General features: G+C 66.3%; 13 protein-coding genes and 3 rRNA genes. All 16 read right to left on the reverse strand.

The window, feature by feature from the left end; all coding sequences use genetic code 11:
- Positions 1 to 53: 53 nt before the first annotated feature.
- Positions 54 to 1007 carry an NAD kinase gene (locus ABEG17_RS19390; RefSeq protein ID WP_406831133.1) on the reverse strand — a complete coding sequence of 318 codons (954 nt, stop codon included), beginning with the start codon at positions 1005 to 1007 and terminating at the stop codon, positions 54 to 56.
- The gene (locus ABEG17_RS19395; protein WP_406831135.1) at positions 1004 to 1819 is read right to left on the reverse strand and encodes a TlyA family RNA methyltransferase; all 816 of its coding nucleotides are present in this window, start codon (positions 1817 to 1819) and stop codon (positions 1004 to 1006) included. Before ABEG17_RS19395 ends, ABEG17_RS19390 begins: the two co-directional genes overlap by 4 nt.
- Positions 1816 to 2082 carry a hypothetical protein gene (locus tag ABEG17_RS19400; protein ID WP_406831136.1) on the reverse strand — a complete coding sequence of 89 codons (267 nt, stop codon included), beginning with the start codon at positions 2080 to 2082 and terminating at the stop codon, positions 1816 to 1818. Before ABEG17_RS19400 ends, ABEG17_RS19395 begins: the two co-directional genes overlap by 4 nt.
- Positions 2079 to 2804, reverse strand: coding sequence for a hypothetical protein (locus tag ABEG17_RS19405; RefSeq protein ID WP_406831138.1), 726 nt, complete (start codon positions 2802 to 2804; stop codon positions 2079 to 2081). Before ABEG17_RS19405 ends, ABEG17_RS19400 begins: the two co-directional genes overlap by 4 nt.
- Positions 2805 to 2853: 49 nt before the next feature.
- Positions 2854 to 3867, reverse strand: coding sequence for an HAD-IIA family hydrolase (locus ABEG17_RS19410; RefSeq protein ID WP_406831139.1), 1014 nt, complete (start codon positions 3865 to 3867; stop codon positions 2854 to 2856).
- A complete protein-coding gene (locus ABEG17_RS19415; RefSeq protein ID WP_406831140.1) occupies positions 3868 to 5028 on the reverse strand; it encodes a tetratricopeptide repeat protein in 1161 nt (386 codons plus the stop codon).
- A 176-nt stretch (positions 5029 to 5204) separates the two neighbouring features.
- A 5S ribosomal RNA gene (rrf, locus tag ABEG17_RS19420) occupies positions 5205 to 5321 on the reverse strand.
- Positions 5322 to 5436: 115 nt separating this feature from the next.
- A 23S ribosomal RNA gene (locus ABEG17_RS19425) occupies positions 5437 to 8556 on the reverse strand.
- Between the two features lie 367 nt (positions 8557 to 8923).
- A 16S ribosomal RNA gene (locus tag ABEG17_RS19430) occupies positions 8924 to 10450 on the reverse strand.
- Together the 16S, 23S and 5S rRNA genes form the textbook arrangement of a ribosomal RNA operon.
- A 524-nt stretch (positions 10451 to 10974) precedes the next feature.
- The gene (gene tyrS, locus ABEG17_RS19435) at positions 10975 to 12240 is read right to left on the reverse strand and encodes a tyrosine--tRNA ligase (protein WP_406831142.1); all 1266 of its coding nucleotides are present in this window, start codon (positions 12238 to 12240) and stop codon (positions 10975 to 10977) included.
- Between the two features lie 62 nt (positions 12241 to 12302).
- A complete protein-coding gene (locus tag ABEG17_RS19440) occupies positions 12303 to 12977 on the reverse strand; it encodes a DNA-3-methyladenine glycosylase (protein WP_406831143.1) in 675 nt (224 codons plus the stop codon).
- Positions 12941 to 13693 carry a succinate dehydrogenase/fumarate reductase iron-sulfur subunit gene (locus ABEG17_RS19445; protein WP_406831145.1) on the reverse strand — a complete coding sequence of 251 codons (753 nt, stop codon included), beginning with the start codon at positions 13691 to 13693 and terminating at the stop codon, positions 12941 to 12943. Before ABEG17_RS19445 ends, ABEG17_RS19440 begins: the two co-directional genes overlap by 37 nt.
- A complete protein-coding gene (locus tag ABEG17_RS19450) occupies positions 13690 to 15660 on the reverse strand; it encodes a fumarate reductase/succinate dehydrogenase flavoprotein subunit (protein ID WP_406831146.1) in 1971 nt (656 codons plus the stop codon). The genes ABEG17_RS19445 and ABEG17_RS19450 overlap by 4 nt, the downstream gene beginning before the upstream one ends.
- Positions 15661 to 15668: 8 nt before the next feature.
- On the reverse strand, positions 15669 to 16484 hold the full coding sequence (locus ABEG17_RS19455) for a hypothetical protein (RefSeq protein WP_406831147.1): 816 nt from the start codon (positions 16482 to 16484) through the stop codon (positions 15669 to 15671).
- Position 16485: 1 nt separating this feature from the next.
- Positions 16486 to 16812 carry a hypothetical protein gene (locus tag ABEG17_RS19460; RefSeq protein ID WP_406831148.1) on the reverse strand — a complete coding sequence of 109 codons (327 nt, stop codon included), beginning with the start codon at positions 16810 to 16812 and terminating at the stop codon, positions 16486 to 16488.
- Between the two features lie 83 nt (positions 16813 to 16895).
- Positions 16896 to 18302 carry an argininosuccinate lyase gene (gene argH / locus ABEG17_RS19465; RefSeq protein WP_406833242.1) on the reverse strand — a complete coding sequence of 469 codons (1407 nt, stop codon included), beginning with the start codon at positions 18300 to 18302 and terminating at the stop codon, positions 16896 to 16898.
- Positions 18303 to 18313: the final 11 nt, after the last annotated feature.

Genomic DNA, 18313 nt, shown 5'->3' on the forward strand with positions numbered 1-18313 from the left:
GCAGCCACCCTCTCACGCGGTCCCGACGTCGGCGGTCAGGCAGGTCCGGCCACTCAGAGGTCGGGCACCGCGGTGCGTCCGGTGCGGGCTTCGAGCTCGCGTCGCGCCTGGCCGCGCCAGCCATGGATGTTGAGGTCGAACTTGGCCACGAGGCGGTCCGTGAACGGGGACGTGCTCAGGCGCGCCAGCCGCACCGGGGTCTGCGAACGCACCACCTGGATGCGCGCACCCGGGGGCAGGTCCACCGCGCGGCGACCGTCGCACCACAGGGCGCCGGTGCCGAGGGTGTCGGGGACGACCTCGAGGGCGAGGTGGGAGTGGGGACCCAGCACCAGGGCCCGGGCGAACAGGGCATGGGCGCTGATCGGCACCAGCAGGAGCGCCTCGACGTCGGGCCAGACCACAGGGCCCCCGGCGGAGAAGGCGTACGCCGTCGACCCGGTGGGCGTCGCCACGACCACCCCGTCGCAGCCCCAGGTCGTCAGGGGCCGGCCGTCGACCTCGGCCACCACCTCGAGCATCCGCTCGCGGTTGGCCTTCTCGACCGTCACCTCGTTGAGCGCCCAGCCGGAGTAGACGGGGGTGCCGTCGACGTGGGCGCTGACCTCGAGGGTCATCCGCTCCTCGACGGTGTAGGTCCGCGCGACGATGTGCTCGACGGTCGCCGACAGGTCCTCCCGCTCGGCCTCGGCCAGGAACCCGACGTGCCCGAGGTTGACGCCCAGCAACGGCGCACCGGTCCCCCGCGACATCTCGGCCCCGCGCAGGATGGTCCCGTCGCCGCCCAGGACGCAGATGAGCTCGCAGCCCTCGGCGGCGTCGTGGGCCGCGGCCGGCCACACCCCGGGGTGGTCGGTCAGCCCGAGGGTGGCGGCCTCATCGGGCTGCATCACCACCTCGATCCCGGCGGCGTGCAGCCGCTTGACCACTCCGATGGCGAGGTCGTGGGCCTCCTGACGGCGCGGGTGGGCCACGAGCAGGATCCTGCGGCGATCTGCGGTGGTCACGGGGCTCCCTTCAGGCTCACCTGGTCTGCGGTTCTCACCAGAGCCTCCCATCCCATCGACTCCTCGGCGCGGGGGGTCAACCAGAGCAGGTACTCGGCGTTCCCCTCCCCGCCACGGATCGGGCTCTCCGCCAAGCCTTTCGGGTGCAGTCCGGCATCGATGGCGGTGCGGGCCACCTCGGTCACCGACCAGGCCCGGTCGCCCTGGTTGCGGACGATCCCGCCCTTGCCCAACCGCGTGCGCCCCACCTCGAACTGCGGCTTCACCAGCACCAGCGCGTCGCCCGTGTCTCGCACCAACCCGCGGAACGTCTCCAGCACCAGGGTCAGGGAGATGAAGCTCAGGTCGGCGACGAGGAGGTCGACGTCACCGCCGATGTCGTCCGCCGCCAGGCCACGCACCGTGGTCCTGCTCCGGTCCTCGACCCGCGGGTCCTGCGCCAGCTCCGGCACGAGCTGGCCGTGCCCGACGTCGAGCGCGACGACGTGCGCCGCGTCGTGGTGCAGCAGCACCTGGGTGAACCCGCCCGTGGATGCGCCCACGTCCAGGCACCGCTTCCGCGCCGCGGACAGCCCCCGCCCACCGAACTCGTCGAAGGCGCCCACGAGCTTGTATGCCGCGCGGCTCACCCAGTGCGGTCCGGCCTCCCGGACGTCCAGGACGTCCTCGGGGCGGACCGGCGCCGAGCCCTTGGTGGCCTCGACGTCGTTGACGCGCACGTCCCCGGCCTCGACGAGCGCCCGGGCGTGTCCACGTGAACGCGCCAGGCCGCGCCGGACCAGCTCGGCGTCGAGCCTGGTGGTGTCGCTCACTCGCCGCCGAGGTGGGAGAGGCGACCCTGAAGGGTCTGGTGGACCCTGCGCCCGGCCTCGAGCTGGGCGTCGAGGTCGTCGGCCGGGGCGTCGCGCAGGTCCTGCAGCGCCGAGTCGATGACGATGTCGCCGGTCGAGTGCTCGCCGAGGTCCGGCGCGGCAGCCGCGTCGGTGACGTCCGGCTCCACCGGACCGGGAGTCTGCAGGCCCGGAGTCGGACGCGGGATCGGACGGGGTCGGTTCTCGGGGGTGCTGTCGTTCACGATGTCGTCTCGTTCGCCGTCGACGTGGTCTTGGCTGCGGCCTTCTTCGTGGTCGGCTTCGCCGTTGCCTTCTTGGCTGTGGCCTTCTTAGCTGTGGCCTTCTTCGCTGTGGAATTCTTGGCTGTGGCCTTTTTGGCTGTGGCCTTCTTCGCAGCAGCCTTCTTGGCCGTCGTCTCCTTCGTCGCCGACGTCGCGGGGCGGGCTGCCGCCTTGCGGGGGGCGGCCTTCTTGGCCGGGGCCTTGGCCGTCGACGTGGCGGGCGCCGTCCGCGCGGGTCGGGGGGCGGGGGTTTCGGCAGGAGGGGACGTCACGGTGCGCACCGAGGTCGTCACGGCACCGGACCGACCGAGCGACCCGCGAGAGGCGCCGGCCACCGCCGAGGCACCGGTCGCCACGACCATGGCCTTGAGGTCGGCCAGCTCCTTGCTCACACCGGCCAGAGCCGTCCGAGCCGCGTCGAGGTCAGCCACCCGCGCCACGTCCGTGCGCCGCAGCGCCGACTCGACCTCGCTCTGCACGAGTGCCACGAGGTTGGCCCGGTTGGCCCTCGCCATCTCGAGCAGCTCCTCAGCGAGCGTCGAGGCCTGGACCACCTTGCGCGACACCTCGTCGGCTCCGGGCAGTACGAGCAGTCCCTGGGCAGCCTCCATGGCCTTGGCCATGGTCAGCTCCCCCAGTCCGTTGGCCAGCTGGACGTAGCTGCGCACCGACTCGAATGCCATGGGTGACCTCCTGGATCGTGCGGCTGGACGCCGCTGCTCGTCGGTCACGCTACTGCCAGTCGTCGAGGTCCCGCACGAGACGTCGCACGGCGGCGACGTCGAGGTCGCCGTCATCGAGTCCCTGGTGCAGGGCGGCGATGCCTGCCCGAGCGGCCTCGAGCGCCGAGCCCTGGCGTGCGATCTCCCAAGCGCCGTCGACCACGCGTCGGCGGTCATCGCCGCACACCCACCACGAGTAGTCGGTCTCGGCCGGTTCGTACTCCGACTCCAGGGCGCGCAGGTCCTCGAGGAGGTAGGTGGGCCGCAGCGCCCTGGGTGCGGTCGCCAGGGTCGTGACCGAGTCGACCCCGGTGAGGACCAGCACCGAGTCCATGCCGGCACTGACGGCGCCCGCGATGTCGGTGTCGAGGCGGTCGCCGACAGCAAGCACCTGGCGCGCCTGCACGCCGAGGCGTCCGGCACTGAGGTGGTAGAGCGGCGCCTCCGGCTTGCCGACGACGACGGGGTCCCGGTTCACCGCCCGGCGGACGGCCGCCACGAGCGTGCCGTTGCCGGGTGCCGTCCCACGGTGCGTCGGCAACGTCCCGTCGGTGTTCGTGGCCACCCACATGGCTCCGGACGACACGGCATACGCAGCTTCGGCGAGGTCGGACGCGGTGACGTCGGCTCCATACCCCTGCAGCACACCGGCCACGCGCTGAGTGGGGTCGTCGCGCACCTGGGCCGGCTGGAGCACCCGGAAACCTTTGGCCTGCAACGCCTCTCGGACACCTACGCCGCCGATGGCCAGGACGCGCGCGCCCTGCGGAAGGTGGGCAGCGAGCTCCTCGGCCCCGGCCTGCGAGCTGGTCGCCACGTCACGGCCGCTGACGTGCAGACCGAGGTCGGTCAGGTGGGCCGCGACCTCCTCGGGCGGGCGGGACGCGTTGTTGGTGGCGTAGACGATGGGCACGTCGAGGGCGGACAACGCACCGACGGCATGCTCGACGGCGTCCGGCCCGCGGTAGACGACCCCGTCGAGGTCGCAGACGACCGCGGCGTACCGCTCGATCAGGGTCGACACCTAGCGGACGTCTTCCCCGCGGCGACGGTCGTCCCCAGCGGGGCCGTCCCCCTCCCGGTGAGGGCGGCCCGAACGGTCCTGGCCACGGTCGCGAGGGTCGGAGATGTCGGTGTCGGCGTCGTCGTCCTCACCGTCGAGCAGATCCGTGAGGATCACGCCGTCGAGCTCGGCGAGCCGCTCGGCGGCGTCGGTCTCGAGCTCGTGGTCGGCGTCCGCAGCACGGGCGAACCATTCACGGGCGTCCTCCTCGCGGCCGGTCGCCAGCAGGGTCTCCGCGTAGGCGTAGGACAGCCGGGCTGCCCAGGGCTTGCGCCCCGAACCCTTGAGCTGGGGGATCTCCAGCGCGAGACGGGCGGCATCGAGCTGACCCAGGTCTCGGCGGATCCCCGAGATGACGATCGCGAGCTCCACGCGGTCCTCGACTGCCAGCGTCCTGGCCTCCGGCGACATGGCCAGCTCCAGGGCGCGCTCCGGACGACCCAGGCCACGCTCGCAGTCGACCATGAGCGCCAGCATGTGCGAGGAACCACTGAGGCGGCGGGCGGTGCGGAACTCGCTGAGCGCACGGGCCCACTCGCCCTTGCGGTAGGCCACCAGACCGAGCGCCTCACGGGCGGCGGGCACCCGGCCGGCCCGGCGCACAGCCGTCTCGGCGTGCGCCTCAGCACCGGTGAAGTCGTCGACCTCGAGCAGGGCCGCGGCCATGACGAGGTGCTGGGCCACGCCCTCGGCGTTCTCCTTGCTCAGGGTGCGCAGCTGCACGTGGATCGACCGGTCAAGCTCCTTGCCCGTCACGCCCTCGGCGATGCGGGGTTCGGGCAGCTTGGGCTTCTTGGGAGCAAGGCGCGGCCCACCGCGACGCTCGCTGTTGTCGAAGCTCCCCGCTTCACGGTCATCGCGCCGGCCCACGCCGCCACGGCGCTCCGAACCACCGGGAGGACGGCCACCGGGACGGCCACCACTGGGGCGACCACCGCCGTACCCACCGCGGTCCGAGCCGCTGCGGTCCGAGGAGCCGGTCCGGTCAGCGCCACCCTGATCGCGGTACCCACCGCCACCGGAGCCGCCACGGTCCGAACCGCCTGAACCACCGCGGTACCCACCGCCGCCCGAGGATGGACGACGGCCCTGGCCGTCACGACCTGACTGGTTCTCGGACATGTGTGCTCCTCGCTGTGCAGAAATCGACTGCAGTCTACGGACCCGCGCCCCCATGGGCACCTTCCGCACGGCTCGTGGCCGCTGCTGCGCTGTGATCGGTGGGTTTCGCACGCCCCGGAAACGAGGCGTGAAAACCAAAAGGGCCTTCCCGTGTGGGAAGGCCCTTTTGAAAGTATGTCCGGCTGCGTCCTACTCTCCCACACCGTAACCAGTGCAGTACCATCGGCGCTGAAGGGCTTAGCTTCCGGGTTCGGAATGGAGCCGGGCGTTTCCCCTTCGCTATGACAGCCGAAACTCTATGGAGATATCTTCGGTGCTTCTTCCTGCACTCACCCACGCGCTGGGGGTGGTGCAGGGGGTTCCCGACCGTATCTCGGGAACTACACAGTGGACGCGTAACATCTTTGTTGTATCAAGTTATCGGCTTATTAGTACCAGTCAGCTACACACATTACTGTGCTTCCACGTCTGGCCTATCAACCCAGTAGTCTAGCTGGGAGCCTCTCGGACCTAAGTCCATGGAAACCTCATCTTGAAGCGTGCTTCCCGCTTAGATGCTTTCAGCGGTTATCACTTCCGAACGTAGCTAATCAGCCGTGCTCTTGGCAGAACAACTGACACACCAGAGGTTCGTCCATCCCGGTCCTCTCGTACTAGGGACAGCTCTTCTCAAGTTTCCTACGCGCACAGCGGATAGGGACCGAACTGTCTCACGACGTTCTAAACCCAGCTCGCGTACCGCTTTAATGGGCGAACAGCCCAACCCTTGGGACCTACTCCAGCCCCAGGATGCGACGAGCCGACATCGAGGTGCCAAACCATGCCGTCGATATGGACTCTTGGGCAAGATCAGCCTGTTATCCCCGGGGTACCTTTTATCCGTTGAGCGACGGCGCTTCCACAAGCCACCGCCGGATCACTAGTCCCGACTTTCGTCCCTGCTCGACATGCCTGTCTCACAGTCAAGCTCCCTTGTGCACTTACACTCAAAACCTGATTGCCAACCAGGCTGAGGGAACCTTTGGGCGCCTCCGTTACCTTTTAGGAGGCAACCGCCCCAGTTAAACTACCCACCAGGCACTGTCCCTGATCCGGATCACGGACCGAGGTTAGATATCCAGAACGACCAGAGTGGTATTTCAACGTTGACTCCACACACACTGGCGTGCATGCTTCACAGTCTCCCACCTATCCTACACAAGCCGTACCGAACACCAATACCAAGCTGTAGTAAAGGTCCCGGGGTCTTTCCGTCCTGCTGCGCGTAACGAGCATCTTTACTCGTAGTGCAATTTCGCCGAGTTCGTGGTTGAGACAGTGGAGAAGTCGTTACGCCATTCGTGCAGGTCGGAACTTACCCGACAAGGAATTTCGCTACCTTAGGATGGTTATAGTTACCACCGCCGTTTACTGGGGCTTAAATTCTCAGCTTCGCTCCGAAGAACTAACCGGTCCTCTTAACCTTCCAGCACCGGGCAGGCGTCAGTCCGTATACATCGTCTTGCGACTTCGCACGGACCTGTGTTTTTAGTAAACAGTCGCTTCTCCCTGGTCTCTGCGGCCGTTCTCCCTAGACAGCAAGTGTCTTCAGGATCCGGGCCCCCCTTCTCCCGAAGTTACGGGGGTATTTTGCCGAATTCCTTAACCACGATTCACTCGATCGCCTTGGTATTCTCTACCTAACCACCTGAGTCGGTTTGGGGTACGGGCGGCTCGAACCTCGCTAGAAGATTTTCTTGGCAGCATAGGATCACCCTGCTTCCCGCATACGCGGTCACTATCAGGTCTCAGGCTATGTGAGCTGCGGATTTGCCTACAGCTCGCCCTACACCCTTGGACGTGGACTACCATCGCCACGCGGAGGCTACCTTCCTGCGTCTCTCCATCGCTTGACTACTACCAGATCGGGTCACGCGCTCCACCACTAACCTCCACCCGAAGGTGTCAGCACGTGGTTTCAGGCGTTTAGCATCAAAAGGTTCATCATGGGCGGTTCTTCGCCGGTTCCGGAATATCAACCGGATGTCCATCGACTACGCCTGTCGGCCTCGCCTTAGGTCCCGACTTACCCAGGGCAGATTAGCTTGACCCTGGAACCCTTGGTTATTCGGCGGACGGGTTTCTCGCCCGTCATTCGCTACTCATGCCTGCATTCTCACTCGTGTGGCCTCCACGGCTGGATCACTCCGCCGCTTCCCTGGCCACACGACGCTCCCCTACCCATCAACACGCTTGGACCGTGAACCCGCAGGTGTCACAGCCGGGCAAAGTGTCAATGCCACAGCTTCGGTGGTGTGCTTGAGCCCCGCTACATTGTCGGCGCGGAATCACTTGACCAGTGAGCTATTACGCACTCTTTAAAGGGTGGCTGCTTCTAAGCCAACCTCCTGGTTGTCAATGCAACTCCACATCCTTTCCCACTTAGCACACGCTTAGGGACCTTAGATGGTGGTCTGGGCTGTTTCCCTCTCGACTACGGAGCTTATCCCCCGCAGTCTCACTGCCACGCTCTCACTTACCGGCATTCGGAGTTTGGCTAACGTCAGTAACCTGGTGAGGCCCATTAGCTATCCAGTAGCTCTACCTCCGGTAAGAAACACGTGACGCTGCACCTAAATGCATTTCGGGGAGAACCAGCTATCACGGAGTTTGATTGGCCTTTCACCCCTACCCACAGCTCATCCCCTCAGTTTTCAACCTAAGTGGGTTCGGTCCTCCACGACGTCTTACCGTCGCTTCAACCTGGCCATGGGTAGATCACTCCGCTTCGGGTCTAGACCCAGCGACTAAAACGCCCTATTCGGACTCGCTTTCGCTACGGCTTCCCCACACGGGTTAACCTCGCCACTGAGCACTAACTCGCAGGCTCATTCTTCAAAAGGCACGCCGTCACCCCACAAGGAGGCTCCGACGGATTGTAGGCACACGGTTTCAGGATCTATTTCACTCCCCTCCCGGGGTACTTTTCACCTTTCCCTCACGGTACTTGTCCGCTATCGGTCACCAGGGAATATTTAGGCTTAGCGGGTGGTCCCGCCAGATTCACACGGGATTTCTCGGGCCCCGTGCTACTTGGGATACTTCTCTGGAGTGCACATCATTTCGTCTACGGGGGTCGCACCCTCTGTGCCGGGCCATTCAATGCCCTTCGACTATAACGCGCATTTTTGACTCCATGCCAGCATGTCAGTGCTGACCGAAAAGTCCCACGACCCCGCAACTGCAACCCCTGACAGGTATCACACAGCTACGGTTTAGCCTCTTCCGCTTTCGCTCGCCACTACTCACGGAATCGCGGTTGCTTTCTCTTCCTGTGGGTACTGAGATGTTTCACTTCCCCACGTTCCCTCTACCCGCCCTATGTGTTCAGGCGGGAGTGACTGGACTTGCCTCCAGCCGGGTTTCCCCATTCGGAAATCCTCGGATCACAGTCTGGTTATCGACTCCCCGAGGCTTATCGCAGATTCCTACGTCCTTCTTCGGTTCCTGGTGCCAAGGCATCCACCGTGTGCCCTTAAAAACTTGAGCCACAAAGATGCTCGCGTCCACTGTGTAGTTCTCAAAATACGGGCGGCCCCACCCCACACCCAGCACCTGCCCGCCGCTTGCGCGCCGAACGGTTTGACTGGAGGGATGGGTCCAAGGCCGTAAACCGGCCTAAAGGATCGAAGCTTTCGCCCGAGCCTTCAGGACCCAACAACGTGTCAGACGCCTCCCCCCACCAGCTCCGCGTTCCACTGCCGGCCACCCCCCGAAAGGAGAAGGCACGGCTTGTACTTGCGACACCGGTGAGTGTCAGCGCCAAATAATCGATGTTCCACCCTTGAGCACCTGCTGTCCCACAGTCGGGGACAGACCAGGGCCTGGACCAGACAAGCTGGCCAGTGCTCCTTAGAAAGGAGGTGATCCAGCCGCACCTTCCGGTACGGCTACCTTGTTACGACTTAGTCCCAATCGCCAGTCCCACCTTCGACAGCTCCCTCTCTTGCGAGTTGGGCCACCGGCTTCGGGTGTTACCGACTTTCGTGACTTGACGGGCGGTGTGTACAAGGCCCGGGAACGTATTCACCGCAGCGTTGCTGATCTGCGATTACTAGCGACTCCGACTTCATGGGGTCGAGTTGCAGACCCCAATCCGAACTGAGACCGGTTTTTTGGGATTCGCTCCACCTCGCGGTTTCGCAGCCCTTTGTACCGGCCATTGTAGCATGCGTGAAGCCCAAGACATAAGGGGCATGATGATTTGACGTCATCCCCACCTTCCTCCGAGTTGACCCCGGCAGTCTCCTATGAGTCCCCACCATCACGTGCTGGCAACATAGAACGAGGGTTGCGCTCGTTGCGGGACTTAACCCAACATCTCACGACACGAGCTGACGACAACCATGCACCACCTGTATACGAGTGTCCAAAGAGAACGACATCTCTGCCGCGTTCTCGCATATGTCAAGCCTTGGTAAGGTTCTTCGCGTTGCATCGAATTAATCCGCATGCTCCGCCGCTTGTGCGGGCCCCCGTCAATTCCTTTGAGTTTTAGCCTTGCGGCCGTACTCCCCAGGCGGGGAACTTAATGCGTTAGCTGCGGCACGGATCTCGTGGAATGAGACCCACACCTAGTTCCCAACGTTTACGGCATGGACTACCAGGGTATCTAATCCTGTTCGCTCCCCATGCTTTCGCTTCTCAGCGTCAGTAGTGGCCCAGAGACCTGCCTTCGCCATCGGTGTTCCTCCTGATATCTGCGCATTTCACCGCTACACCAGGAATTCCAGTCTCCCCTACCACACTCTAGTCTGCCCGTACCCACCGCAAGTTCGAGGTTGAGCCTCGAATTTTCACGGCAGACGCGACAAACCGCCTACAAGCTCTTTACGCCCAATAATTCCGGACAACGCTCGCACCCTACGTATTACCGCGGCTGCTGGCACGTAGTTAGCCGGTGCTTCTTCTGCAGGTACCGTCACTTTCGCTTCTTCCCTGCTGAAAGAGGTTTACAACCCGAAGGCCGTCATCCCTCACGCGGCGTCGCTGCATCAGGCTTTCGCCCATTGTGCAATATTCCCCACTGCTGCCTCCCGTAGGAGTCTGGGCCGTGTCTCAGTCCCAGTGTGGCCGGTCGCCCTCTCAGGCCGGCTACCCGTCGTCGCCTTGGTGAGCCATTACCTCACCAACAAGCTGATAGGCCGCGAGTCCATCCCAGACCGAAAAACTTTCCAAACAGCACCCATGCGGGTCCGTTTCGTATCCGGTATTAGCCACGGTTTCCCGAGGTTATTCCAGAGTCTGGGGCAGGTTACTCACGTGTTACTCACCCGTTCGCCACTGATCAGAACAGAGCAAGCCCCATTCGTCACCGTTCGACTTGCATGTGTTAAGCACGCCGCCAGCGTTCGTCCTGAGCCAGGATCAAACTCTCCATTGATGTTTGCTACCCACCACGCAAGCGCGGCAGGAAAAGCGAAACCCTAGAAGGGTTGTCAAACTGACTGAGCAAGAACAACTAGCAAAAATTACTAGCATTCAATGTTCAACCAAAGGATTTTCGTTCCAGAACACCAACCCACAAACCAAACGGTCCATGCAGCCGGCACCCCAGAGACGAGGTAATTGGCATCGATTTTTGACACGCTGTTGAGTTCTCAAGGATCGGACGCACACCATCAACTCGCCTTTCGGCGAAGCTTCCGGGGCAACCTCTCAATCGTATGCTTTCCGTGTTCGTTTTCCCAAATCCGCTTGGCGGAGAGGAAAACCGTGGTGGAAAGCCCCCACGCTCTTGCTCGTTTCGCGCACCGAAGTGCGCCAGAGAAGAACTGTACTGCATGTGGGGTTCAGCCCCGGGACCGGCCTTCTTCGCGGTGGTGACCGCGGTGGTGTCCGTTCCTCCCTGTCGGGCTGACGTCGTAAACATTAGAGGGCGTTCTGCGAAAACGACAAATCCGCAGGTCAGCGCCCTGCGGGCCGTCCAGCGGCCAGGGACTTGCGTCCTCGACGCAGCAGGACGACCTGTCCGTGCAGGAAGTCCTCCGAACGCAGGGTCTGCTCGGGATCACCGAGCTTGACGTTGTTGAGCGAGGCACCGCCGTCGCTGATGACCCGCCGTGCCGCGTTGCGCGAGTCGACCAGGCCCACGGCCACGAGGGCATCGGTGACCGACATGCCCACCGCGACCTCTCCCCCGGGGAGCTCGCCCGTGGCGTCGCGCAACGTGTCCGCGTCCAGGGTCCTCACGTCACCCTTGCCGAACAACGCCTCCGAGGCCGCCTGGACGGCAGCGGTGGCCGCGGCCCCATGGACGAGCGTCGTGACGTCGGCTGCCAGCGCCTTCTGGCACTCCCGCAGGAACGGCTTCTGCGCGAGCGACTCCTCGAGCCGGGCGATCTCGTCGGCCCCCCGGTCGGTGAAGACCTTGAGCAGCTTGATGACCGAGGCGTCCTCCACGTTGATCCAGTACTGGTACCAGGCGTAGGGACTGGTCATCTCGGGATTCAGCCAGATGGCGTTCCCCTCGCTCTTGCCGAACTTCGTGCCTGCCGCATCGGTGATGAGCGGCGTGGTCAGCAGGTGCACCGACTTCCCCTCCACCCGGTGGATGAGGTCCGAGCCGGCTGTGAGGTTGCCCCACTGGTCCTGTCCCCCGGTCTGCAGGGTGCAGCCGAAGTCGCGGTAGAGCTGCAGGTAGTCCAGGCCCTGGAGGATCTGGTAGCTGAACTCGGTGTAGGAGATCCCCTCGTCGCTGTTCAACCGTGCGGCGACCGCGTCCTTCTTGACCATCTGGTTGACCCGGAAGTGCTTGCCGATGTCGCGCAGGAAGTCCAGGGCTGACAGCGGCGCCGTCCAGTCGAGGTTGTTGACCATCAGGGCCGCGTTGTCGCCCTCGAAGTCGAGGAAGGGACGCACCTGCTGCTGGATGCCGGCCACCCACTCGGCCGTCTGCTCCTTGGTCTTGAGGACCCGCTCGGACGAGGGGCGCGGGTCACCGATCAGGCCGGTCGACCCGCCCACGAGGCAGATGATGCGGTGGCCGGCTCGCTGGAGGTGTCGCATGACGACGAGCTGGACGAGGTTCCCGAAGTGCAGCGAAGGAGCAGTCGGGTCGAACCCGCAGTACGCCGTGATCGGCCCGTCGGCGAGTGCTCGGCGCAGCGCGGACTCGTCGGTGGTCTGGGCCACCAGTCCTCGCCACTGCAGCTCGTCGAGGATGTCGTTCACGGTGGGGGTTCTCCTGTCCGGTGGGGTGTGCCGCGGGACCACAGGCACGAGCACAGCCTGCCCTATGGGTGGGTACGGCGCGCACGGGGTTTTGCGGGTCGGTACACCGACACGGTGGGCTCGTCCGCCAGCCAGAAGCGCCACGGATGCACGTGCCCGTCACCGCCGGCCCCCGACACCCCCACGCGGGGACCGCTCTGCACCACGGCCGGGTCGGCACCCGGGACCGGGGCGTGGAAGGTCACCGGGGAGTCGGCCGTACAGGCGTCCAGGCCTGTCTGTGCGCCGTCGAGTCCGAGGGTCGTGGCCAGCCGCGCCGGGCCCCGGGCCCAGTCCCGGCGCCGGACCCCCTCTCGACGCGACGCCGCGACGTCCTCGCCCTGCACCACCTCACCGGCGCGCAGGAGCACCGCACTGGCAGCGCCTTCGTCACCACAGACGATGTTGGCGCACCAGTGCATCCCGTAGGTGAAGTAGACGTAGAGGTGACCCGCCGGGCCGAACATCACCTCGGTGCGGGGTGTGGGGCCACGGAAGGCGTGCGATCCCGGGTCCGACTCGCCCGAGTACGCCTCGACCTCGGTGAGCCGGATGGTCACGCCGGCGTGGCGGACGGTGGCGCCGAGCAGGGCGGGCGCCACGGTCAGGACGTCGCGCGCGAAGAACGACCGCGGCAGGCGCGGACCTGCAAGGACCTCGCTCAGTCCTTGCGACGACGGATCTTGTTGCCCAGCCACACCACGGGATCGTAGTGACGGTCGACGACACGTTCCTTGAGCGGGATCAGCGCGTTGTCGGTGATCTTGATGTGCTCGGGGCAGACCTCCGTGCAGCACTTGGTGATGTTGCAGTAGCCGAGGCCGTGCTGCTCGCGCGCCGCCGGGCGCCGGTCGGCGCTGTCGAGCGGGTGCATGTCGAGCTCGGCGACGCGCATGAGGAACCGCGGGCCCGCAAAGGCGTGCTTGTTGTCCTCGTGGTCACGCACCACGTGGCAGACGTCCTGGCACAGGAAGCACTCGATGCACTTGCGGAACTCCTGGCTGCGCTCCACGTCGACCTGCTGCATGCGGTACTCCCCCGGCTGCAGCCCCTCGGGCGGCGAGAAGGCCTGGACCTCGCGCGCCTTCTGGTAGTTGAAGGAGACGTCGGTGACGAGGTCGCGCTGGACGGGGAACGTCCGCAGCGGCGTCACCGTGATGGTCTGGCTCTCCTCGAAGGTGCTCATCCGGGTCATGCAGAGCAGCCGCGGGCGCCCGTTGATCTCGGCGCTGCACGACCCGCACTTGCCGGCCTTGCAGTTCCACCGGACGGCCAGGTCGGGCGCCTGGGTCGCCTGGAGCCGGTGGATGATGTCGAGGACGACCTCGCCCTCGTTGACCTCCACGGTGTAGTCCTCGAGGTCGCCGCCGTCCGCGTCCCCGCGCCAGACCTTGAACTTCGCGTCGTAGCTCATGCCCCGCTCCCGTCGTCGGTCCGTTGCACTGCCGGTGGTGGCGCTGCCCCTGAGTGCGCTTCCGGCCCGTCGCGGCGGGCCAGCTCCGTGTCGGTGAGGTACTTGGCCAGCTCGCTGCGTTCGAACAGCTCGAGCAGGTCCTGCCGGATCTCGGGCACTGGTTGGTGCCTCAGCGCGATGGCGCCCGCGTCGTCGAGCGTGCAGATGAGGTTGACGCCGCGCCACTGCGGGTCCATCTTCGGGAAGTCCTCCCGGGTGTGACCACCACGGGACTCGGTGCGCTCGAGGGCAGCGAGTGCCACGCAGCGACAGACCGCCAGCATGTTGCGCAGGTCGAGGGCGAGGTGCCACCCGGGGTTGAAGGGCCGGTTGCCGTGCACCCCGACGCTCTGCACGCGCTCGTCCATCTCGTCCAGCATCTCGAGCGCCTCACGGACCTCGCCCTCGCGCCGGATGATGCCGACGAGGTCGTTCATCTTCTGCTGCATCTCGCTGTGCAGCGCGTAGGGGTTCTCGGCAGCCTCCCGGAAAGGAGCCAGCGCGACCTCTGTCGCCGTCGCCACATCCTCGTCCCTCACGGTGGGACGTGAGTCACCAAGTGCGGCAACGTATTCCGCGGCGCCGGCACCCGCTCGACGGCCGAACACCAGGAGGTCCGACAGACTGTTGCCGCCCAGCCGGTTGGACCCGTGCATGCCGCCGGCGACCTCGCCCGCTGCATACAGGCCCGGCACGGCGGTGGCCGCGGTGTCTGCGTCGACCTCCACGCCCCCCATGACGTAGTGGCACGTCGGGCCGACCTCCATCGGCTCGGCCGTGATGTCGACGTCGGCGAGCTCCTTGAACTGGTGGTGCATGGACGGGAGCCGCCGGGTGATCTCCTCGGCCGGCAACCTGGTCGACACGTCGAGGAAGACACCGCCGTGCGGTGAACCGCGCCCCTCCTTGACCTCGCTGTTGATGGCGCGCGCCACCTCGTCGCGCGGCAGGAGCTCGGGCGGTCGCTTGTTGTTCTCCGGGTCCTTGTACCAGCGGTCGGCCTCCTCCTCGGAGTCGGCGTACTGGCCCCGGAACACGTCGGGCACGTAGTCGAACATGAAGCGCTTGCCGTCGGAGTTGCGCAGCACTCCCCCGTCGCCGCGCACCGACTCGGTGACGAGGATGCCCTTGACCGACGGTGGCCAGACCATGCCGGTGGGGTGGAACTGGATGAACTCCATGTTGACCAGCGCAGCACCGGCACGCAGCGCCAGGGCGTGGCCGTCACCGGTGTACTCCCAGGAGTTGCTCGTCACCTTGAAGGACTTCCCGATACCTCCGGTGGCCAGGATGATCGCCGGCGCCGAGAACACCACGAAACGACCTGTCTCGCGCCAGTACCCGAACGCCCCGGACACCGCCCCCGAGCCGTCCTTGAGGATGTCGGTGACGGTCAGCTCGGCGAACACCCGCAAGCGGGACTCGTAGTCGCCGGTCTCGCGGTGGTCGTCCTGCTGGAGGCTGACGATCTTCTGCTGCAGGGTGCGGATCAGCTCCAGGCCTGTGCGGTCGCCGACGTGCGCGAGCCTCGGGTACTCGTGTCCACCGAAGTTGCGCTGGCTGATCCGGCCGTCCGGGGTCCGGTCGAACAACGCGCCATACGTCTCCAGCTCCCACACGCGCTGCGGCGCCTCCTTGGCGTGCAGCTCTGCCATGCGCGGGTTGTTGAGGAACTTGCCGCCGCGAAGCGTGTCGCGGAAGTGGACCTGCCAGCTGTCCTTCTCGTTCGCGTTGCCCATCGACGCCGCGATGCCGCCCTCGGCCATGACCGTGTGCGCCTTGCCGAACAGGCTCTTGCAGATGACCGCCGTGCGCAGTCCCCGCTCGCGGGCCTCGATCGCCGCCCGGAGGCCGGCGCCCCCGGCACCGATGACGATGACGTCGTACTCGTGCCGTTCGAGGTTCTCGGGGCGTTCGGCGTCGGTCACTCGCGCTCCTAGTTGATGATGCGCAGGTCGGAGAGCGCCCCGGAGGAGACCAGGGCGATGTAGGCGTCGGTGACCACGAGACTTCCGAGCGTCACCCACGCGAACGTCATGTGCCGGGCGTTGAGCTTGCCCACCAGGCCCCACGCCTTGTAGCGCAGAGGGTGCTTGCTGAAGTGGTTGAGCCGGCCGCCGACGATGTTGCGGCAGGAGTGGCAGCCGAGGGTGTAGCACCACAGCAGCACGACGTTGGCGAGCAGGATGAGCGTCCCCAGGCCGAGGCCGAAGCCGCCGTCCTTGCCCCGGAACGCGTGCAGCACGTCGTAGGTGTTGATGAGGCTGATGAGCACCGCTGCGTAGAAGAAGTAGCGGTGCAGGTTCTGCACGACCAGCGGGAACCGCGTCTCGCCCGAGTAGGAGCGGTGCGCTTCGGGGACCGCACACGCCGGCGGCGACAGCCAGAACGAGCGGTAGTAGGCCTTGCGGTAGTAGTAGCAGGTCAGCCGGAACAGGAGCAGGAACGGCAGGGTGAGCGCCGCATACGGGATGAGTGCGGGCCACTCACCGAAGGGCGTGCCGAAGTGGGTCGAACCGGGCACGCACGAGGTGGACAGGCACGGGGAGTAGAACGGCGTGAGGTAGCCGTAGTCCGCGACGTAGTAGTCCCTCTGGAGGCTGGCCCGCACCAGGCCGTAGAGGAGCCACGCGGTGAAGCAGACGAAGGTGACCAGCGGTTGGAGCCACCACCGGTCCTCACGGAGCGTCCGCGCGGCCACTCGAGCCCGACCGGGGGCATGGACGCCGCCGCCGAAGGGGGCGTTCGACACCTCAGTGGCCCCGGGACGGACCGACGCCCTCGTCCTCGGCGTCCGACCACAGCGAGGGGTCGTACTCCTCGTCGGTGATGAACACGATCTCGCCCGGTCCGCCGGCGCGGTCCTGCGAACCGACGCCGGCTGCCCTCGCCACGAGGTCGACGTCGTCCGCGAGGCGCACGACGTCGTCGCGCAGGCGCTGCACGTCGATGGTGTTGCCGAGGTCCTTCGAGAGCGCGGTCACCGCGCGTCGCAGTCCGGCCACGTGACCCGCAGCCGCAGTGAGGTCGTCGCTGACACCCATGGCACCGTCCTTGTCGCGAAGGTCGAGGCGGATCACCTGTGACCCACGTCACCGAACCTAGCGCGAAGGCGCCACGAAATCCCGGGACTTCGGCGACGTGTTTCTCGACCGGGTCCGGCTCAGCGCACCGTGATGGGCGTCCCCGACCACTGCCGGGCCGCGGCGACCAGGTCCCGGACCCGTCCGAGCTGCTCGGCGACCCGCACCGGGGCGGTGCCGCCCTTGGCGCTGCGGGACGCCAGCGAACCCTCGACGCTCAGCACCTCGCGGACCCCCGGGGTGAGGTGCGGCGAGATCGAGGCGAGGTCGGCGTCCGTGAGGTCCCACAGCTCGATGTCGCGGCCCTCGCACTCCCGCACGCACGCACCGGCCACCTCGTGGGCGACCCGGAACGCCACGCCCTCACGGACCAGCCACTCGGCGATGTCGGTGGCGAGCGAAAAGCCCTGCGGTGCAAGGGAGGCCAGCCGAGCGGTGTTGAACTGCATCGTCTCGACCATGCCGCTGAACGCCGGCAGCAGGACCTCGAGGGTGTCGACCGCGTCGAACACCGGCTCCTTGTCCTCCTGGAGGTCACGGTTGTAGGCGAGCGGCAGCGACTTGAGCGTCGTCATGAGCCCGGCGAGGTCGCCGACGAGCCGACCCGCCTTGCCGCGGGCGAGCTCGGCCACGTCGGGGTTCTTCTTCTGCGGCATGATGCTGGACCCGGTGGAGTAGGCGTCGTCGAGGGTGACGAACGAGAACTCCTTGGTGGCCCACAGGACGACCTCCTCGGCGAGACGGGAGATGTCGACCGCGGTCATGGCCGCGACGAAGGCCATCTCTGCGACGAAGTCGCGTGAGGCCGTGCCGTCGATGGAGTTCTCGACCGAGGTGGTGAAGCCCAGGTCGGACGCGACCGCCTCCGGGTCGAGCCCGAGCGAGGATCCCGCCAGCGCACCGGAGCCGTACGGCGACACCGCGGCCCGCACGTCCCAGTCCTGGAGCCGCTGCACGTCGCGCAGCAGCGCCCAGGCGTGGGCGAGCAGGTGGTGGGCCAGCAGGACGGGCTGGGCGTGCTGCAGGTGCGTGCGGCCGGGCATGGCGACGTCCGGGTGGCGCGAGGCCTGCGAGACGAGGGCGTCGACGACGTCGAGGACCAGCGCCGCGACCGAGCGCGCGTGGTCGCGCAGGTACATCCGGAACAGCGTGGCCACCTGGTCGTTGCGCGAGCGCCCGGCCCGGAGGCGCCCCCCGACGTCGGCGCCGGCGCGCTCGATGAGCCCGCGCTCGAGGGCGGTGTGCACGTCCTCGTCGTCCTCCGCCGGCGTGAACGCGCCGGACTCGACGTCGGTCGCGAGCTGCGCCAGGCCGGCGAGCATGGCATCGAGCGACGCGTCGTCCAGCAGGCCCGCGGCGTGCAGCACCCGGGCGTGGGCCCGCGACCCCGCGAGGTCGTACGGCGCGAGCCGCCAGTCGAAGTGGGTCGACTTGCTCAGGGCCGCGAGCGCGTCGGCGGGTCCGCCGGCGAAGCGCCCACCCCACAGGCTGACCTTGC

The organism is Pedococcus sp. KACC 23699 (genome assembly GCF_045348425.1).
Lineage (GTDB): Bacteria > Actinomycetota > Actinomycetes > Actinomycetales > Dermatophilaceae > Pedococcus.

Bases quoted from the DNA above. Each gene is read 5' to 3' on its own strand.
- ABEG17_RS19415 (WP_406831140.1), bottom strand. From the start codon at position 5,028: ATGTCCGAGAACCAGTCAGGTCGTGACGGCCAGGGCCGTCGTCCATCC.
- ABEG17_RS19405 (WP_406831138.1), bottom strand. From the start codon at position 2,804: ATGGCATTCGAGTCGGTGCGCAGCTACGTCCAGCTGGCCAACGGACTG.
- ABEG17_RS19445 (WP_406831145.1), bottom strand. From the start codon at position 13,693: ATGAGCTACGACGCGAAGTTCAAGGTCTGGCGCGGGGACGCGGACGGC.